Raw genomic sequence first — 16,078 nt, forward strand, 5'->3', positions numbered from 1 at the left:
CGATGCGCCGCCTGTCCTTCCTTGCCCTGGGTCTCCTCGCCGGCTGCACCGTCGGCCCCGACTATCACCGCCCCGAGACCAAGGCCGCGTCCCAATGGGTCGAGCCCGGCACGCCCGGCGCGGTCGATCTCACCTGGTGGCGGCGCTTCAACGACGCCGAGCTGACGGCGCTGGTCGAGCGCGCGCTGAAATCGAGCCCTGATCTCGCCGAAGCCTCCGCCCGGCTCGCCGAGGCGCGCGCCAACCGTGACGCCACAGCGGGCGGCCGCTTGCCGACGGTACAGGCGACCGGCTCCGCCACCGAGAATGTGCTGAGCGAGAACGGCCAGATCCCGATCGGCCAGATTCCCGTCTTCACGCGCGATTTCCCGCTGTTCGACCTCGGTTTCGACGCGAGCTGGGAGCTCGACTTCTGGGGCCGCCGCACCCGGCAGGTCGAGGCGGCCACCGCGCGGATGCAGGCGGCCGAGGCGAGCCGGCAGGACGTGATGCTGACGCTGATCGCCGAGGTCGCGCGCGCCTATTACGATCTGCGCTCCGCCCAAGCCGACATCGCCACCGGCGAAGCCGCCGCTTCTGCCGATGCCGAGACCGCGCGGCTGACCGCGCTGCGCTACCGCGCCGGGGAAAGCTCGAAGATCGACGCCGACCGCGCCGAGGCGCAGGCGCGCGCCAGCGCTGGCGCGGTGACCCAGGCCCGCGCCAGCGCCGCGGCGGCCACCTACCGCATCGCCACCCTCGTCGGCGTGCCGCCGGAGGAGGTGGCGCCGGAGCTCAAGACCGCCGCGCCGCTGCCGGTCGCGCCCGACGAGATCTTGGTCGGCGTCCGCTCCGAGCTGCTCGAGCGCCGCCCCGACGTGCGCAGCGCCGAGCGCGAGCTGGCCGCCGCCACCGCCGACATCGGCGTCGCCACCGCCGACCTGTTCCCGCGCTTCAGCCTGATGGGCAGTGTCGGCCAGCAGGCCCGCAATGTCGGCGACCTTTTCTCGGGCGACAGCACGCGGCTCCAGGTCGGGCCGAGCTTCTCCTGGCCGATCTTCTCGGGCGGCACGATCCGCGCGCAGATCCGCGCCGCCGACGCCCGCGCCCAGGGTGCCGCCGCCCGCTACGAGAAGGCGGTGGTCGGCGCGCTCTCCGACAGCGAGGGCGCGATCAACCGCTTCCTTAATGCCCGCGCCGCACTGGTCGAGGCGGAGGCGTCACTCGGCCGCGAGCGCACCGCCTTCGCGCTCGCCGAGCAACGCACCGCCCGCGGCGAGGACGATCGCCTCGCCCTGATGCGTGCCCAATCATCGCTCACTGCCGCCGAACGCCGCCGCGACTCCGCCGCCGCGGCAAAGGGCCAGGCCGCGATCGCGCTGTTCAAGTCGCTGGGCGGCGGCTGGAGCTGACACCCTTCTGTTTTGGCCGACCGGTTGCTAGGGGCGCCCGATGCTCACGATCACCGACGTCACCGTCCGCCTCGGCGGACGCACGATCCTCGACGGCGCCAGCGCCGCGCTGCCGCCGCGCAGCCGTGTCGGGCTGATCGGGCGCAACGGCGCCGGCAAGTCGACGCTGGTGCGCGTGATCGCGGGGCAGCTGGAGCCCGACGGCGGCTCGGCGGAGATGCCGCGCGGCACCAGGCTCGGCTATATCGCGCAGGAAGCGCCCGCCGGTGCCGCGACCCCGTTCGAGACGGTGCTGGCGGCCGACACCGAACGCGCCGCGCTGATGGCCGAGAGCGAGACCAGCCACGATCCCGACCAGCTGGGCGAGATCCACGAGCGGCTGAACGCGATCGATGCCCATGCCGCGCCCGCCCGTGCCGCCCGCATCCTGGTCGGCCTTGGCTTCGACGAGGCGGCGCAGCACCGCCCGCTCGACAGCTTCTCGGGCGGCTGGCGGATGCGCGTGGCGCTGGCGTCGCTCTTGTTCTCGCAGCCCGACGTGCTGCTGCTCGACGAACCGTCGAACCACCTCGACCTCGAGGCGGTGCTGTGGCTGGAGGATTTCCTGCGCGCCTATCCGGCGACGATCCTGATCGTCAGCCACGAGCGCGATTTCCTCAACAACGTCGTCGACCACATCCTCCACCTCGATCGCGGCAAGCTGACGCTCTACCCGGGCGGCTATGACGCGTTCGAGCGCCAGCGCGCCGAGCGGCAGGCCCAGCAGGCGGCGGCGCGCGAACGCCAGCTCGCCGAGCGCGCCAAGCTCCAGGACTATATCGCCCGCAATTCCGCCCGCGCCTCCACCGCCAAGCAGGCGCAGTCGCGCGCCAAGGCGCTGGCGAAGATGCAGCCGATCGCGGCGGTGCTCGACGACCCCAGCCTGTCGTTCGACTTCCCCAATCCCGACGAGTTGCGCCCGCCGCTGATCACGCTCGACATGGCGAGCGTCGGCTATGGCGACACGCCGATCCTCCAGCGGCTGAACCTCAGGCTCGATCCCGACGATCGCGTCGCGCTGCTCGGCCGCAACGGCAACGGCAAGACCACGCTCGCCCGGCTGCTGTGCGCGCAGCTCAAGCCGATGGACGGCGGCATGACCGCCTCGGGCAAGATGCGCGTCGGCTATTTCACCCAGTATCAGGTCGAGGAGCTCGACCGCGACGACACTCCGCTCGAGCATATGGCGCGGCTGATGAAGGGCGCGACCCCGTCGGCGGTGCGCGCGCAGCTCGGGCGGTTCGGCTTTTCGGGCGACAAGGCGACCACCAAGGTCGGCAGGCTCTCGGGCGGCGAGCGCGCGCGGCTGGCGCTGGCGCTGATCACCCGCGACGCGCCGCACATGCTGATCCTCGACGAGCCGACCAACCACCTCGATGTCGATGCGCGCGAGGCGCTGGTGCAGGCGCTCAACGCCTATACCGGCGCGGTGGTGATCGTCAGCCACGACCGCCACATGCTGGAGATGACCGCGGACCGGCTGGTGCTGGTCGACGGCGGCACCGCGCGGCCGTTCGACGGCTCGCTAGACGACTATATCGCGTTCGTGCTGACCAAGGACGCGAAGGATGCCGCCGGCGCCCCGAAGGTCGACCGCAAGGAGGCGCGACGCCAGGCCGCCGAGGCGCGCGAGAAGGGCACCGCGCTGCGTAAGCGCGCGCAGGAGGCGGAGCGCGAGCTGGGGAAGCTCACCGAGCAGCGCAGCGCGATCGATCGGGCGATGTTCGATCCAGCCTCGGCCGATGCGGCGCTGGCGAAGCTGACGATGACCGAGCTGATGAAGCGCCGTGCCGAGCTGGAGTCGCGAATCGCAGCGGCGGAAGCGGCGTGGATGGACGCCAGCGAGGCGCTGGAGCTGCTTGCCGCCGCCTGAGCGGGTCTATTCGCGAAAAGCGGGAGAGAAATTGGTCGGGGAAAGAGGATTCGAACCTCCGGCCCCTGCGTCCCGAACACAGTGCTCTACCAGGCTGAGCTATTCCCCGACCGGCGCTTCCGGGGCGAGCCCCGTCAGCGAGGGGCGGCCTATACCACCACGGCTGAGGGTTTCAAGCTCCATAATCCTCCCCGGGACGGGGAGGGGGACCGCGCTTGCGCGGTGGAGGGGGCCCACTGCGAGCGAGTCCGAGGAGGCAAGCCCCCTCCACCAGCTTCGCTGGTCCCCCTCCCCGTCCCGGGGAGGAGCTTTTTATCCCCGCGCCCCCAGCATGTCCTCGACCGCGACGAACTTCTCGCGCGGGGAACCGATCCTGGCACGCGCCACTTCGGCCGCGTCGATCCGCTGCCAGTCGCGGAAGGTGACGACCTCGGCGCCGCGTTCCGCCAGCAGCGCGTCGAGGCCGGGGCGGCCGGGCTTGCCGCTGTCGTCACGCGTATCCTCGGCGATCTTGTCGACGATCGCGAAGCCGTCCGGCCGATTGGTGCCGATCGTCCCCGTCGGCCCGCGCCGCGCCCAACCCACTGCATAGAGGCCGGGTACGATCCGTCCTTCCTCGTTGGCGAAGCGGCCGAGCTTCTCATCATAGGGCACGCCCTCGATCGGCGGCGTACGGTAGCCGATGCAGCTCACCACCAGATGCGCCGGCACCGCGTACGTCTCGCCGGTGCCCTGGGCGTTGCCGGCGGCGTCGAGCGCGGTGCGTTCGACGATTACACGGTCGGCCTTGCCGTCGCCCTCAATCCTGACCGGCCGGGCAAAGAAGTCGAAAATGACGCGGATCGGCTTGTCCGACGGCGTCCGGCCGGCGAAGTCGCGCAGGTGCGTCACCGACTTGCGCACGCCCGGCTCGAGTGCGGCATCGGCCTCGACGGGCGGCAGGTCGGCGGGATCGACCACCGGCGCGGCGCGCTGAAGCTCGCCGAGCTCGCCCAGCTCCTTGGGGGTCATCGCGATCTGGTGCGGCCCGCGGCGGCCGAGGATGGTGATGTCGCCGGCATGACCCGCCTTCAGCCGATCGAGCGCATGGCCGACGATGTCGGAGCCGGCGAACTCCGCCTCGGCCTTGGCGAGGATGCGCGCGACGTCGAGCGCGACGTTGCCGTTGCCGACCACCACCGCGCCGCCGCCGTCGAGCGCGGGCGCGAGCCCGGCATGGTCGGGATGCCCGTTGTACCAGCCGACGAACGCCGCCGACCCGATCACGCCGGGCAGGTCGTCTCCGGGGATACCGAGCGGCCGGTCCGCCGGCGCGCCGGTCGCCAGCACCACCGCGTCATAGAGGTCGATCAACTCGTGGATCGAGACGTCGCGGCCGACCGCGACATTGCCGACGAAGCGGACGTTCTCGGTCAGCGCGGTCGCCTCATAGCGGCGTGACACCGCTTTGATCGACTGGTGATCGGGTGCGACCCCCGTGCGGATCAGGCCGAACGGCACCGGCAACTTATCGATGATGTCGACGCGGACCTGGTCGCCGAACGCCTTCTGCGCCGCCTCGGCGGTGTAGTATCCCGCCGGCCCGGAGCCGATCACCGCGATATGCCGCATGCATCCTCCCGCGTCTGTGGGTGCGATGCTAGCGGCCCGGCAGGGGAGGGCAAGCGCCGAGCGATTGACCGCGCTCGAAAGCCTCGTCTAGGCGCCGCTCACGATGACGACGAAGACGCCCGCGTGAGCCCCATCGAGCTGACCGCCGCCGCGCTCGGCCTCGCCAACATCGTCCTCGTCGTCCGCCGCAGCGTGTGGAACTACCCGTTCGCGCTGGCGATGGTGTCGCTCTACGGCATCGTCTTCTTCGAGGCGAAGCTTTACTCCGACGCGCTGCTCCAGCTCTTCTTCTTCGCGGTCAACCTCTACGGCTGGTGGAACTGGTCGCGCAGCCGCGCCGAACAGGGCGAGGTGCGGGTCGAGCGGCTCTCCGGCGCCGCGCGGCTGGCCTGGATCGCCGCCGTGGCGGCGGCGACGGCGGGCTGGGGCTGGCTGATGCACCGCCATACCGACGCCGCCTATCCCTGGTGGGACGCCGGCATCGCGATGCTGAGCGTCGCGGGCCAGATCCTGCTGTCGCGCCGCTATTGGGAGAATTGGGTGCTGTGGATCGCCGTCGATCTGCTCGCGATCCCGCTCTACGCGGTGCGCGACCTGTGGGCGACCTCCGCGCTCTATGCGGTCTTCCTGGCGATGTCGGTGTGGGGCCTGATCGGCTGGCGGCGGGCGATGCGGGTGTGAGCCGGCTGATCTGTCTCCACGGCCCGGAAAGCACCGGCAAGTCGACGCTCGCGCCGCGGCTGGCGGCGGCGCTCGGCGGCGAGGTGGTCGCCGAATATGGCCGCACCTTCGCCGAGGAGCGCGGGACCGACTTCACCATGGCCGACCTGGTCGAGATTGCCGAGACGCACGACCGGCTGACGCAGGAAGCGGTCGCGCGTGGCGTCGATCCGGTGATCCTCGACACCGATCCGCTGATGACCGCGGCCTGGGCGGTGATGCTGTTCGGGCGCCGCGATCCCTGGTTCGACCGCTGGAGCGGCACCGCCGACCTCTATCTGCTGCTCGACATCGACCTGCCGTGGATCGACGACGGCACCCGCCTGTTCGGCACGGCCGAGCTCCGCCAGCGCTTCCTCGACGTCTCGCGCGAGGAACTGGAGCGGCGCGGCCTCCGCTGGACCTGGGTGCGGGGCGAGGGTGAGGCACGGTTCGAGAGCGCGATGGCGGCGATCCGCGACGCCGGGCTCGCATAGCAAAAAGGCCCGCTCCGCGCCTGGCGGAACGGGCCCCTTGCATCAGGTTTGACCTTACCTGTTCTTGATCACCACCGTCGGACCATGCTCGTCCTGCGGCGCATGCTCGGTCGGCGCGAGGCCGGTGTTGAGCACCCAGCCGACATTGTCGTTCTCGTCGGCGACTTCCCACCACAGGCCGTTCTTGTTGCCGGTGGGATAGACCGTCGAGCCCGCCGGCAGCGTGCGGATCAGCTTGGACGAGCCGATCGACGAGGCGCGCATCGCCACCGGCCGCTGCGCGGTGTAGCCCTTGACCGGGGAGGCCTGCGCGGTGCCCGCATCGCCCGGCTGCACCAGCCCGAGGTCGGTCACCATCTTGGTATAGGCCTGGATGAACGAGAGCGTGACGATCCGCCCGATGTCGGTGTTGTCATAGCCGCCGCCGACCGCGCCCGCTGCGCCGCCGAGGAAGCCGGCGCCGCCGCCGGCGCCGAAGACCGTGCTGTTCTTGGCGGCATAGCCTTCCTGCGTCGCGATTGTCTCGGTGGTGCGGACGTTGGTCAGCGAGAGGACGGTGTTCGCCTCCATCTTCTTCGTGCGGAAGCCGCCGGCGAGCGCGCCGAGCCGGCCGCCGACCAAGCCGCCGATCAGGCCGCCGGCGCCGCTGCCGCTGACGTTGCTGTTGGCGCCCTGGATCTCGGCGACCAGCACATAGTCTGCCGCCTTGATCTGGTTCTGGCCGACGTTCGATCCGCGCTGGAGGCCGAGGTGGCCGCCGATCTGCCGTTCACGCTCGGCCGCCTGCAGGCCGCTGCCGCGGTCGACCAGATTGAAGCAGCCCGAACGCTGGATCAGCACCTTGAGCAACTTCTGCGGCGGCGCCAGCGAATATTGCGTCCAGCCGACGGGATCGTCGCCGTCGACGACCGAGACGGTGCCGAGCTTGCGCGCGCAGCGCGGCACGTCGCTCATCGTCTGTTCCTGCAGCTTCTGGCCGCTGCTCTGCTTCGCGAGTCGCTGTGCCTCGGCCCCGCTCGTCAGGCACAACGCAAGCGCGGTGAGGGCCACCGCCGGATACTTCAACATCGATGCTTCCCCCTTATGGATGCCGAGTCGCGATACCCGACCGCGCGCGGCGTGGGAATAGGTCGAGTGGGTTAATGCGCGCGACGAAGCGCCGTGCTTGGGATCGGGCGGCGGCGGTGCTATCGGCGGCGCAAATCCTCTTCCCGGAAAAGATGACGCTTCGTGACCGAACTCGAAAAGATCCGTAATTTCAGCATTATCGCGCATATCGACCACGGCAAGTCGACGCTGGCCGACCGGCTGATCCAGCGCACCGGCGGCCTGTCCGAGCGCGAGATGTCGGCGCAGGTGCTCGACAACATGGACATCGAGAAGGAGCGCGGCATCACCATCAAGGCGCAGACCGTGCGCCTCGAATGGAAGGGCCATGTCCTGAACCTCATGGACACGCCCGGCCACGTCGACTTCGCCTATGAGGTGTCGCGCAGCCTCGCCGCATGCGAAGGCGCCCTCCTGGTCGTCGACGCCGCGCAGGGGGTCGAGGCGCAGACGCTCGCCAACGTCTACCAGTCGATCGAGCACGACCACGAGATCATCCCCGTCATCAACAAGATCGATCTCCCCAGCGCCGAGCCCGAGAAGGTGAAGGCGGAGATCGAAGAGATCATCGGCCTCGACGCCAGCAACGCCGTCCTCGCCAGCGCCAAGTCCGGCATCGGCATCGACGAGGTGCTCGACGCGATCGTCGAGCGCATCCCGGCGCCCAAGGGCGACCCGGCCGCGCCGCTGAGGGCGATGCTGGTCGACAGCTGGTACGACCCCTACCTCGGCGTCGTCATCCTCGTCCGCGTCATGGACGGCACGATCCGCAAGGGCCAGCAGGTCAAGTTCATGGCCGCCGGCACGACCCACCTCGTCGACCGCGTCGGCTGCTTCCGGCCCAAGATCGAGAACCTGCCCGAGCTCGGCCCGGGCGAGATCGGCTTCATCACCGCGCAGATCAAGGAAGTCGCCCAGGCGCGCGTCGGCGACACCCTGACCGACGCCAAGCGGCCGGCGGCCACGGCGCTGCCGGGGTTCAAGGAAGTCCAGCCGGTCGTGTTCTGCGGCCTGTTCCCGGTCGACGCCAACGACTTCGAGAAGCTCAGGGAATCGATCTCGAAGCTCCGCCTCAACGACGCCTCCTTCAGCTTCGAGATGGAGACCTCGGCCGCGCTCGGCTTCGGCTTCCGCTGCGGCTTCCTCGGCCTGCTCCACCTCGAGATCATCCAGGAGCGGCTGACCCGCGAGTACGACCTCGACCTCATCACCACCGCGCCGTCGGTGGTCTACAAGCTGCAGCTGACCAAGGCCGCGGGCGAGGCCGAGGCACGCGCGATCGAGCTCCACAACCCCGCCGACATGCCCGATCCCAACCGCATCGAGGAGATCGAGGAGCCGTGGATCAAGGCGGTGATCTACGTCCCCGACGAGTATCTCGGCTCGATCCTCAAGCTCTGCCAGGACCGCCGCGGCATCCAGAAGGACCTGACGTACGTGGGCGGCCGCGCGCAGCTCACCTACGAGCTGCCGCTGAACGAGGTGGTGTTCGACTTCTACGACCGCCTGAAGAGCATCAGCCGCGGCTATGCGAGCTTCGACTATGAGCAGATCGGCCACCGCCCCGGCGACCTGGTCAAGATGAGCATCCTGGTCAACAACGAGCCCGTCGATGCGCTGTCGATGATCGTCCACCGCGCCAGCGCCGAGGCGCGCGGCCGCGGCATGTGCGAGCGCCTGAAGGACCTGATCCCGCGCCACCTGTTCAAGATCCCGATCCAGGCGGCGATCGGCGGCAAGGTGATCGCCCGCGAGACGATCGCGGCGCTGCGCAAGGACGTGACCGCGAAATGCTACGGCGGCGACATCACCCGCAAGCGCAAGCTGCTGGAGAAGCAGAAGGAAGGCAAGAAGCGGATGCGGGAGTATGGGTCCGTGCAGATCCCGCAGGAGGCGTTCATCGCGGCGCTGCGGATGGGGGAGGAGTAAGGGGCGGCTTTGCGCCCAATTTCGGCCATTCGGAGATGATTGTGTGCCGACGCAAAACGGTCGTGACAGCTCGATTTCCTCCGTCTCAATCAATCTTTCAAAATTAACAACTTGGCTAGGGTTTGGCCGTTATACCACTTCAGCTATCACATGGCGCGGGTGTCTACGGACGGCTCATTAGGCGCGTGCGATAATCGCGATGACGGCGGTTGTTGAGGCGGTGGCTTCGACGGAAAGCGCGGCCAACTGCCGGGTTGCCGTTCGGCGATGTTGCAGATTTAGTGCTAGCGCGAGCGATGCTCGGGCGTGGGCTCGCACTTCCTTAAAGCTTTCGCCGGGGAACGCATGTGCGATGTAGGCTTCCAGCATCCGGTTGGCATCGGTCGCGCTCGGCTTCACTCCATCGAGCGATTCGTGAATGCGCGGATCATAGACAGCCTGCGCCAGCGATATGATGACTTCGCGGCATAGCAACCCGATCGCTTGACAGTCTTCTTCGGCCGACGCGGTTTGGAGTTGTGTTCGCGCCTTCGACAAAGTGCGATCAACGCGCTCCCATCCCGTTGCTTCGCGGGGCTCCGATGGCAGCGACGATCGCGTAGCGATGGCGTCGATCGCCGAGGCGAATAGCTGGCGAACGTAGAAGCGACGGTCCTTGTATTGCGGAAGGTTTGCGCTCCAATGATGATACCATGCCCACAGATCGGGGTGCGGGTTCTCATAGGTGACGCCTTCGGGTAGGCTGCGTCGAATGCGTGCTTCTCGCGCACGATAGTAGTCGTCAACGTCCTGAATGCGCGGCCCTCCCGTGGCGACGGCAACCATCATCGCGCGGTGAATAAGAAGTTCGGACAATAGCGCGGCTGCGCCTATCGCTTCTGGAGCATCTAGCGTTTCTACACGAATATCGTCGTGTTGTTTGTTAACTTGCTGATTGCTTGCGACGGCTTCAGCGATCCGTTTGCGATCCTGCGGCGGGAGCGATGTTAGGGCTTCGGCGATCGGAACAGGCGCACGCACGACGATCGCTTCGTCTTCTAGGTCCGTGAACCAATCTAACGCCGTTTCGAGTGCTTCGACGGACGCTTGGCAATGCCGCAACAGCATCGATAAATCGAAGCGTTGCAGGCTTTCAAGGAAGGTGCAGGCATTATCGGACATGGCGCGAGCCTAACCGATCACTCTGCAATCATCATCACTCCGCCGTGATTTGGAAGATACCCTCGCCCGCAACCCGACCTTCGGCATGGAATGCATGAAGGTCTTTGGCGCGGCGATAGAATGAAAGAGTAATCTTAGCGAACACGACCGCATTCCCGTCGCAGAGCGCCAGCAAGTCTTCCGGCGCATCCACGCCAAGGCCCCGGTTGAGCGTAAAACAATGCTCAATTACCGCATCCCGAACTTCGTCAGTAGAGAAGCTTTTGTCCGGCGAAGCTGTTCGCAATTCCTCTTTGCCAAGTATCTTGTAAACAAAGTCGTAGGATAGCTTGAGAGAACCCTCATCGTTTCCGAAGTTTGCTACAACGCGTTCAACATCGGCTAGCGGCTGTTCGCTACCTTTTAATTCAATCGTGCCCGGCGAGGCATAGGCAATGCGGTTCACGCGCAAAGGACTGATATTATCGACTTTGGCGAAGACAGAGTCATAGAACCCGACGTAGCTGCCACCGCCGCGCCATCCCAAACCTCGAATAATGTCCTTTATAGAGCTAGCCGCAGGCGCCGAGAAGTGCGCCGCGGCATCGTGCGATGTTATCGCAAGATAGGCGTACAGGTCTGCAACTTTGCCATAGAAGCGTGAGAAGTCGCTCGCGTCCCACGCTCCATCAATGGCGAACTTCGCTAAGCTATCGGCTGCGAAAGCGTCGGCCCCAACTTCGACGGTGTGATGCCGTGACCAAAAGCCATGCCGGGGGAAGTATGCATCATCAGTTATATCGTCGGCTCGGCTGACGCGAAGCCAACCTTGCTCGTCCAAGTCCGCCCAATTGCCGAGATAGCGGCGCTTCGACCCCTCCCTAAACAGATAACGAAGATCGACTTTCTCACGAAGGTAGCGACGCATACTTTCGTCGGTAACTTCCGTGACGAACATCGGATACGTGTCTTCATCCGGTTCGCCAACGGCGACCGCCATCATCGGGAAACCGCGATCGGATTGCATAAGAACGACCTGCGGACCATCATAAAAGACGAGAGTCTGCTTAAGATATGCAGTTCGTGCAAACGGTGGCTTTCGAGCAGCGCGTGCCATCACATATTCACAACTTCTTGCACGGCGCTAACAGGATCGAAGCTTTTGAACATCCAAAGATCAACGTGCTTCTTTCCGCCATAGAGCGCCATGCCGCACGACGGACTTACCTTCACGACGAAGGCATGAGAAAAATTCCGGAATTGAGGCAGCGCGCGCATTGCGTTTAGTTGCTCGCCCTCCACATCGTGTTCGAACATCGAACAGCTAGCATGTTGGCAGGGCGATGTATCGCCCCGGATCGGCAGTCGGCGCGCGGCATGCGAAGCGAACGCGGCCTTCGTCGGCGTATCGGTCTTCCAAAGTCGTATCAGCAACGAGTCCTGCGGCGATATCGCCGCCTTCGGCGGACATTGTGGCGGCAAATCCTCTGCAAATTCGTTATTGTTGGCCGGTTCTTCGCTCATATGGGCAATCATTTGCCACAGTTCGTCGCCCTTCGCCAAGGGATGTTCAACCACAGCGGAGCGAGTGTCCGCCAAACCTCTGTTCTTGACACGACCGTTTTGTCCATCGCGACCGAGACCTGTCAGCCCGCAATCGGCCCAAACCTCACCCACCCCGCCCCGTCTTCCACGCCTCCCAACTATCCTCCCGCGCCGCCGCCTCCCATTCGCGCTGGGCCCCGGCGATCCGGCGTTCCGCGTCGCGGCGGGCCTTGCGCCGTTCGACGTTGGTCGGTCCGCCCGAGAGGGCGGTGCTCTGGAGTTTCGCGTCGAGCGGGAGGGGCGGGCGCGGGGGATCGCCCAGCTCTTCCCAGACGGCGCGGCGGATCTCCTCCAGGTGGCTGCTGATCGGGCTGGCGAAGAGCGCCTCCGTATCGCCGTAAAGGCCCGGCCGACGCGTCCACGCATCGATCAGCGCCAGGCCGCGGCCGCCGCAGTCGAGGATCAGCTCGATATGGGTGAGCTGGCGCAGCGTGAAGTCGGCGGCGACGACCTCGCCGGCCAGAAGGTGCCGGCGCTCGGTCCAGACCTTGCGCCGTAGCGCTCCAGAATGGGGGAGGCCCCCGGCGATCGTCCCAGGACGGATCGACATTCATCGGGTTGAACGACGACTGAGAAGGACGGGAAAGTGTCTCGGATCGCCGGAAGTTGTTGGTTCCAGGGCTCAGGCGGCCTGGATGCCTGCTCGCCGCTCCGGCGTCCCGTGCCAGAGCCTGGCCTTGTCGAGGGCCCATTGGTCGTCGACGTCGATCCAGCCCAGGTCGCCGCAGTCGAGCGTCAGCGCCGTCCCCCGTTCCGCGAGGACGCGCATCCCCTCGGTCAGCGACGGCGCCTCGAGCCCGCGAAGCGCCGCGAACAGGGCCGGCCCGATCGCGAACACGCCGGTATCGAAACAGTCATAGGGCTCCAGCCCCTTGCCGATGGCGACGATCCGCTCGCCGTCGGTCCGCACGCGGGTAACGTCGTCGAGGTCGACCCAGTCGCTCCCGATCCGCCGGTCGATCGCCAGCCGGGCGCCGGCCGACGCCCCGGCCCGGGCGGTCCGGCGATAAAGCTCGGGCTCCACGAGATGATCGCACATCGCAAGCAGGGCGTCCTCGCCGCCGACGAGCGGCTCCGCGGCCAGGACCGACACGCCGTTGGGCTTGCGGTGGTCGTCGGTCCTGACGGTCTCGACCGCGAGCGGCCATGGATGCGCCGCGATATGCGCCTCGATCCGCTCGGCGCCATAGCCGAGCACGATCACCGCCCGCGCGAGCCCTGCTTCGGCAAGGCCGCAGAGCGCATGGCCGAGCAGCGAACGGCCGCCCACCATGCACAGCGGCTTCAACGGCGCCGCGGCGCGAAGGCGGCTGCCTTCGCCGGCCGCGAGCAGGATCGCCGTCCGGATCATCTCACTGGACGGTGATGAAGTCTTCGACCGCCTGCGCGGCCAGATCGTCGGTCATCTGCGTGCGCGGATGCTTGCAGAAGAAGGCCGACGCGGCGTCGATCGGGCCGGCAAGGCCACGATCCTTCGCCAGCTTGGCGCAGCGGATCATGTCGATCGCCACACCCGCCGAATTGGGGCTGTCCTCCACCGACAGGCGCAGCTCGAGGTTCATCGGCACGCCGCCGAACATCGCGCCCTCCATGCGCAGGAAGCAGACCTTGTTGTCGTTCTGCCAGGGGACGTAGTCCGACGGGCCGATGTGGACGTTCTCGTCCTCCAGCCGTTCGGCCGCGACCGACTGCACCGCCTCGGTCTTGGAGATCTTCTTCGAGGCGAGCCGGCGGTGGTTGGCCATGTTGAGGAAGTCGGTGTTGCCGCCGGTATTGAGCTGGTAGGTCCGCTCCAGCTTGACGCCGCGCTTGGCGAACAGGTCGGTCAACACGCGGTGGACGATGGTCGCGCCCAGCTGCGCCTTGATGTCGTCGCCGATGATCGGCACGCCGGCCTGGGTGAAGCGGTCGGCCCATTCGGGGTTGCTGGCGATGAACACGGGGATGTTGTTGACGAAGGCGACGCCCGCCTCGAGCGCGCATTCGGCGTAGAATTCGCTCGCCGCCTGCGATCCCACCGGCAGGTAGTTCATCAGCACGTCGGTCTTGGTCGCCCGCAGCATCGCGACGACCTCGTCCTTGGTCGGCTCCCTGGCGTCGGAGACGAGGAAGGTGCGATCGTCGGCATAATCGGCCATGTGGTCGGCGACGCCGTCCAGGATGCGCCCCATCTGCACGATGGCGCCGGTGGGCTCGATCGATTCGCAGAAGATCGCGGTGCAGTTCGGCTTGGCGAAGATCGCCTCGGCGACGTCCTTGCCCACCTTGCGCCGGTCGACGTCCCAGGCGGCGACGACGTGGATGTCGCTCGGCTGATAGCCGCCGAGGTCCCAGTGCATCAGCCCGATCGTCTCGTTCGCGCCGTCGCGGTAATGGGTGAGGCCCTGAACAAGCGAGCTGGCGCAATTGCCGACGCCGACCACGGCGATGTTGATGGTCTTCATGACTTCGTCACGTCCTTTGAGTGGGTAGGGTAGTAGGTGAAGAATGATGCTCGCGCGCCGTGCCCGCGCTTCGGATCAGGCGGGCCTCGACGGCGCGGTGCCAGACCAGACCGGCGACCAGGATCGCGGTGAGCGGGCCGAGCTCGAACCACCAGAACAGCCGGGGATCGCCGGCCAGGCAGGCGAGGAAGATCGTGCAGACGCGCACATTGGCCGACAGCAGGCTCATCAGCCGCATCGGCCCGACGGCCCGCGCGCCGTATGCGTCGGCAAGCCGTGCCGGGTCGTTCTGGCGACGCAGGCTGTCGTCGAAGGGCGCCGCGAACCGGTCCAGCGTTCCCGCGACCAGGTCGTAGAGTCTTGCGGCCGGATTGCCGCTTGGGGCCGGCGCGACGGCCGCGATGCCCTTGCAGCGGCGGTGGAACCGTGCGCGCTCGCCTTCGTAGAGATTGGACTGCAGCGCATGCGCCGCCCCTGCCGTACATGCCAGCGCCCAGCCCTCCGCCGTCCCGATTGACAGCGCCAGAACGACATAGATCAGCACGAAGACGCCGTGATCGCACAGGCCGTCGAGCGTGCGCCCCAGCGGGCTGGCGGTGCCCGTCGCGCGGGCGATCATCCCGTCCAGCCCGTCGGCGATCAGCCAGCCGATCGACAGGAGCAGCCCGGCGAACGCGAACGGCCGCACGTCCCAGTGCGCATAGGCAAGCGCCGCCAGCGTGCCGAGGGTCAATCCGCCCAGCGACACGGCATTGGCCGAGATCCCGCGCGCAATGAACCACGGCAACAGGAACCGGCCTGCGGGGTGGATGATCCAGAGGTTCGTCGGATCCTCGATCCGGCGATCCCGCGACCGATCCGGCGGAGGAGCTGTCATCGGAGTGTCACGTACCGCGCCGCGTGCCTGTTCAGCAAGCGATTTGCAACGGAACCGTCATGCGTGGGACATCTGCTTGTCGCATTCCCGGTCAGGTCGGGCTGGAGACGGCGCTTTCGCGCGGGAATCAGTCGATCCGCCAGCTTCCCAGCGATCCGGCCATGGCCTGCAGCCAATCGAGCACGGCATGGACGTGATGCCCATTGCCGAACAGCAGGTCGTACACGGTGGCGAAGACGACGGCGGCGATGACGATCAGCAGCTTCATCGGCATGATCCCTCTCGACTCGATAGAATCGCGCGAAATGATCACCGGACGGTAAATAGCGCGCCGGGCGGGAACCCGGACGCCTTCCGAGCGTCTCGCGTTGCGAGCGCCGCGGCCAAGACGGCGCCAACCGCAGGAGCTTCCATGGCAAACGAGACGAAGACGACAGGTGGCAGCGCGGCCGATATGGCGCAGAACGCGGCCGAGCGCTTCCAGGCGGCGGGCAGCGCCATGGCCGACCACGGCCAGCAGCTCGGCATCAAGATGCTCGACCAGGCCGAGGCGAACACGCGCGAGGCCTTCGCCGCGATGCGCGCCGCCGCCGGCGCCAAGGACATCGGCGAGGTGATGCGCATCCAGAGCGACTATCTGCGCGACCAGGGCAGCCGCGCGGTGACCCAGGCGCGCGAGATCGGCGAGATGATCGCCAGCTTCGGCCGCGCCACGATCGGGGGCCTCACCGGCAAGGAATAGGATGGCCCGTATCCCAATCCTCCCCCGCCAGGGGGAGGTGGCACGCGAAGCGTGACGGAGGGGGAGGACGCGCGCCGATGATGAGTCGCCGTCCTCCCCCTCCGTCAGCCGGCGGCTGACACCT

At 67.2% G+C, this 16,078-nt stretch carries 16 protein-coding genes and 1 tRNA gene; 6 read left to right on the top strand and 11 right to left on the bottom strand.

The window, feature by feature from the left end; genetic code table 11:
* Positions 1 to 2 precede the first annotated feature (2 nt).
* Together AC2YHA_RS00905 and AC2YHA_RS00910 are read left to right on the top strand one after the other, a co-directional pair.
* Entirely contained in the window at positions 3 to 1,391 is a 1,389-nt protein-coding gene (locus AC2YHA_RS00905) for an efflux transporter outer membrane subunit (protein WP_487400006.1), read from the top strand.
* Between the two features lie 40 nt (positions 1,392 to 1,431).
* Positions 1,432 to 3,303, top strand: coding sequence for an ABC-F family ATP-binding cassette domain-containing protein (locus AC2YHA_RS00910; protein ID WP_487400007.1), 1,872 nt, complete (start codon positions 1,432 to 1,434; stop codon positions 3,301 to 3,303).
* Positions 3,304 to 3,335: 32 nt separating this feature from the next.
* On the opposite strand, the gene AC2YHA_RS00915 is transcribed toward AC2YHA_RS00910, so the two are convergent.
* Both AC2YHA_RS00915 and AC2YHA_RS00920 read right to left on the bottom strand, forming a co-directional pair.
* Positions 3,336 to 3,412: transfer RNA gene (locus AC2YHA_RS00915), tRNA-Pro, on the bottom strand.
* Positions 3,413 to 3,615: 203 nt separating this feature from the next.
* A complete protein-coding gene (locus AC2YHA_RS00920) occupies positions 3,616 to 4,914 on the bottom strand; it encodes an FAD-dependent oxidoreductase (RefSeq protein ID WP_487400008.1) in 1,299 nt (432 codons plus the stop codon).
* 123 nt (positions 4,915 to 5,037) lie between these two features.
* On the opposite strand from AC2YHA_RS00920, the gene pnuC reads away from it, so the two are divergent.
* Entirely contained in the window at positions 5,038 to 5,595 is a 558-nt protein-coding gene (gene pnuC, locus AC2YHA_RS00925) for a nicotinamide riboside transporter PnuC (protein ID WP_487400009.1), read from the top strand.
* A complete protein-coding gene (locus tag AC2YHA_RS00930) occupies positions 5,592 to 6,110 on the top strand; it encodes an AAA family ATPase (RefSeq protein ID WP_487400010.1) in 519 nt (172 codons plus the stop codon). Before pnuC ends, AC2YHA_RS00930 begins: the two co-directional genes overlap by 4 nt.
* A 54-nt stretch (positions 6,111 to 6,164) precedes the next feature.
* Here AC2YHA_RS00930 and AC2YHA_RS00935 read toward each other — a convergent pair whose 3' ends face one another.
* Entirely contained in the window at positions 6,165 to 7,178 is a 1,014-nt protein-coding gene (locus AC2YHA_RS00935; RefSeq protein ID WP_487400011.1) for a CsgG/HfaB family protein, read from the bottom strand.
* A gap of 162 nt (positions 7,179 to 7,340) precedes the next feature.
* Here AC2YHA_RS00935 and lepA point away from each other — a divergent pair, with 162 nt between their 5' ends.
* Complete coding sequence (gene lepA, locus AC2YHA_RS00940) at positions 7,341 to 9,146, top strand: translation elongation factor 4 (RefSeq protein WP_487400012.1); 1,806 nt, start codon at positions 7,341 to 7,343, stop codon at positions 9,144 to 9,146.
* A gap of 177 nt (positions 9,147 to 9,323) precedes the next feature.
* On the opposite strand, the gene AC2YHA_RS00945 is transcribed toward lepA, so the two are convergent.
* The 8 genes from AC2YHA_RS00945 to AC2YHA_RS00980 form a co-directional block, all read right to left on the bottom strand.
* On the bottom strand, positions 9,324 to 10,307 hold the full coding sequence (locus AC2YHA_RS00945) for a hypothetical protein (protein WP_487400013.1): 984 nt from the start codon (positions 10,305 to 10,307) through the stop codon (positions 9,324 to 9,326).
* A 34-nt stretch (positions 10,308 to 10,341) separates the two neighbouring features.
* The gene (locus tag AC2YHA_RS00950) at positions 10,342 to 11,403 is read right to left on the bottom strand and encodes a hypothetical protein (RefSeq protein ID WP_487400014.1); all 1,062 of its coding nucleotides are present in this window, start codon (positions 11,401 to 11,403) and stop codon (positions 10,342 to 10,344) included.
* Entirely contained in the window at positions 11,403 to 11,810 is a 408-nt protein-coding gene (locus AC2YHA_RS00955) for a hypothetical protein (RefSeq protein WP_487400015.1), read from the bottom strand. Before AC2YHA_RS00955 ends, AC2YHA_RS00950 begins: the two co-directional genes overlap by 1 nt.
* A gap of 145 nt (positions 11,811 to 11,955) precedes the next feature.
* Positions 11,956 to 12,441, bottom strand: a complete 486-nt coding sequence (locus tag AC2YHA_RS00960; RefSeq protein ID WP_487400016.1) for a hypothetical protein — start codon at positions 12,439 to 12,441, stop codon at positions 11,956 to 11,958.
* Positions 12,442 to 12,513: 72 nt separating this feature from the next.
* Positions 12,514 to 13,242, bottom strand: a complete 729-nt coding sequence (locus AC2YHA_RS00965) for a phosphocholine cytidylyltransferase family protein (protein WP_487400017.1) — start codon at positions 13,240 to 13,242, stop codon at positions 12,514 to 12,516.
* Between the two features lies 1 nt (position 13,243).
* Positions 13,244 to 14,335, bottom strand: coding sequence for an inositol-3-phosphate synthase (locus AC2YHA_RS00970; RefSeq protein WP_487400018.1), 1,092 nt, complete (start codon positions 14,333 to 14,335; stop codon positions 13,244 to 13,246).
* A gap of 7 nt (positions 14,336 to 14,342) precedes the next feature.
* Positions 14,343 to 15,122, bottom strand: a complete 780-nt coding sequence (locus AC2YHA_RS00975) for a CDP-alcohol phosphatidyltransferase family protein (protein ID WP_487400019.1) — start codon at positions 15,120 to 15,122, stop codon at positions 14,343 to 14,345.
* Positions 15,123 to 15,339: 217 nt separating this feature from the next.
* The gene (locus tag AC2YHA_RS00980; protein WP_233783482.1) at positions 15,340 to 15,480 is read right to left on the bottom strand and encodes a hypothetical protein; all 141 of its coding nucleotides are present in this window, start codon (positions 15,478 to 15,480) and stop codon (positions 15,340 to 15,342) included.
* A gap of 144 nt (positions 15,481 to 15,624) precedes the next feature.
* On the opposite strand from AC2YHA_RS00980, the gene AC2YHA_RS00985 reads away from it, so the two are divergent.
* Complete coding sequence (locus AC2YHA_RS00985) at positions 15,625 to 15,954, top strand: phasin family protein (RefSeq protein ID WP_233783481.1); 330 nt, start codon at positions 15,625 to 15,627, stop codon at positions 15,952 to 15,954.
* Positions 15,955 to 16,078: the final 124 nt, after the last annotated feature.

The sequence above is a fragment of the Sphingomonas sp. SRI_018 genome (assembly GCF_057586275.1).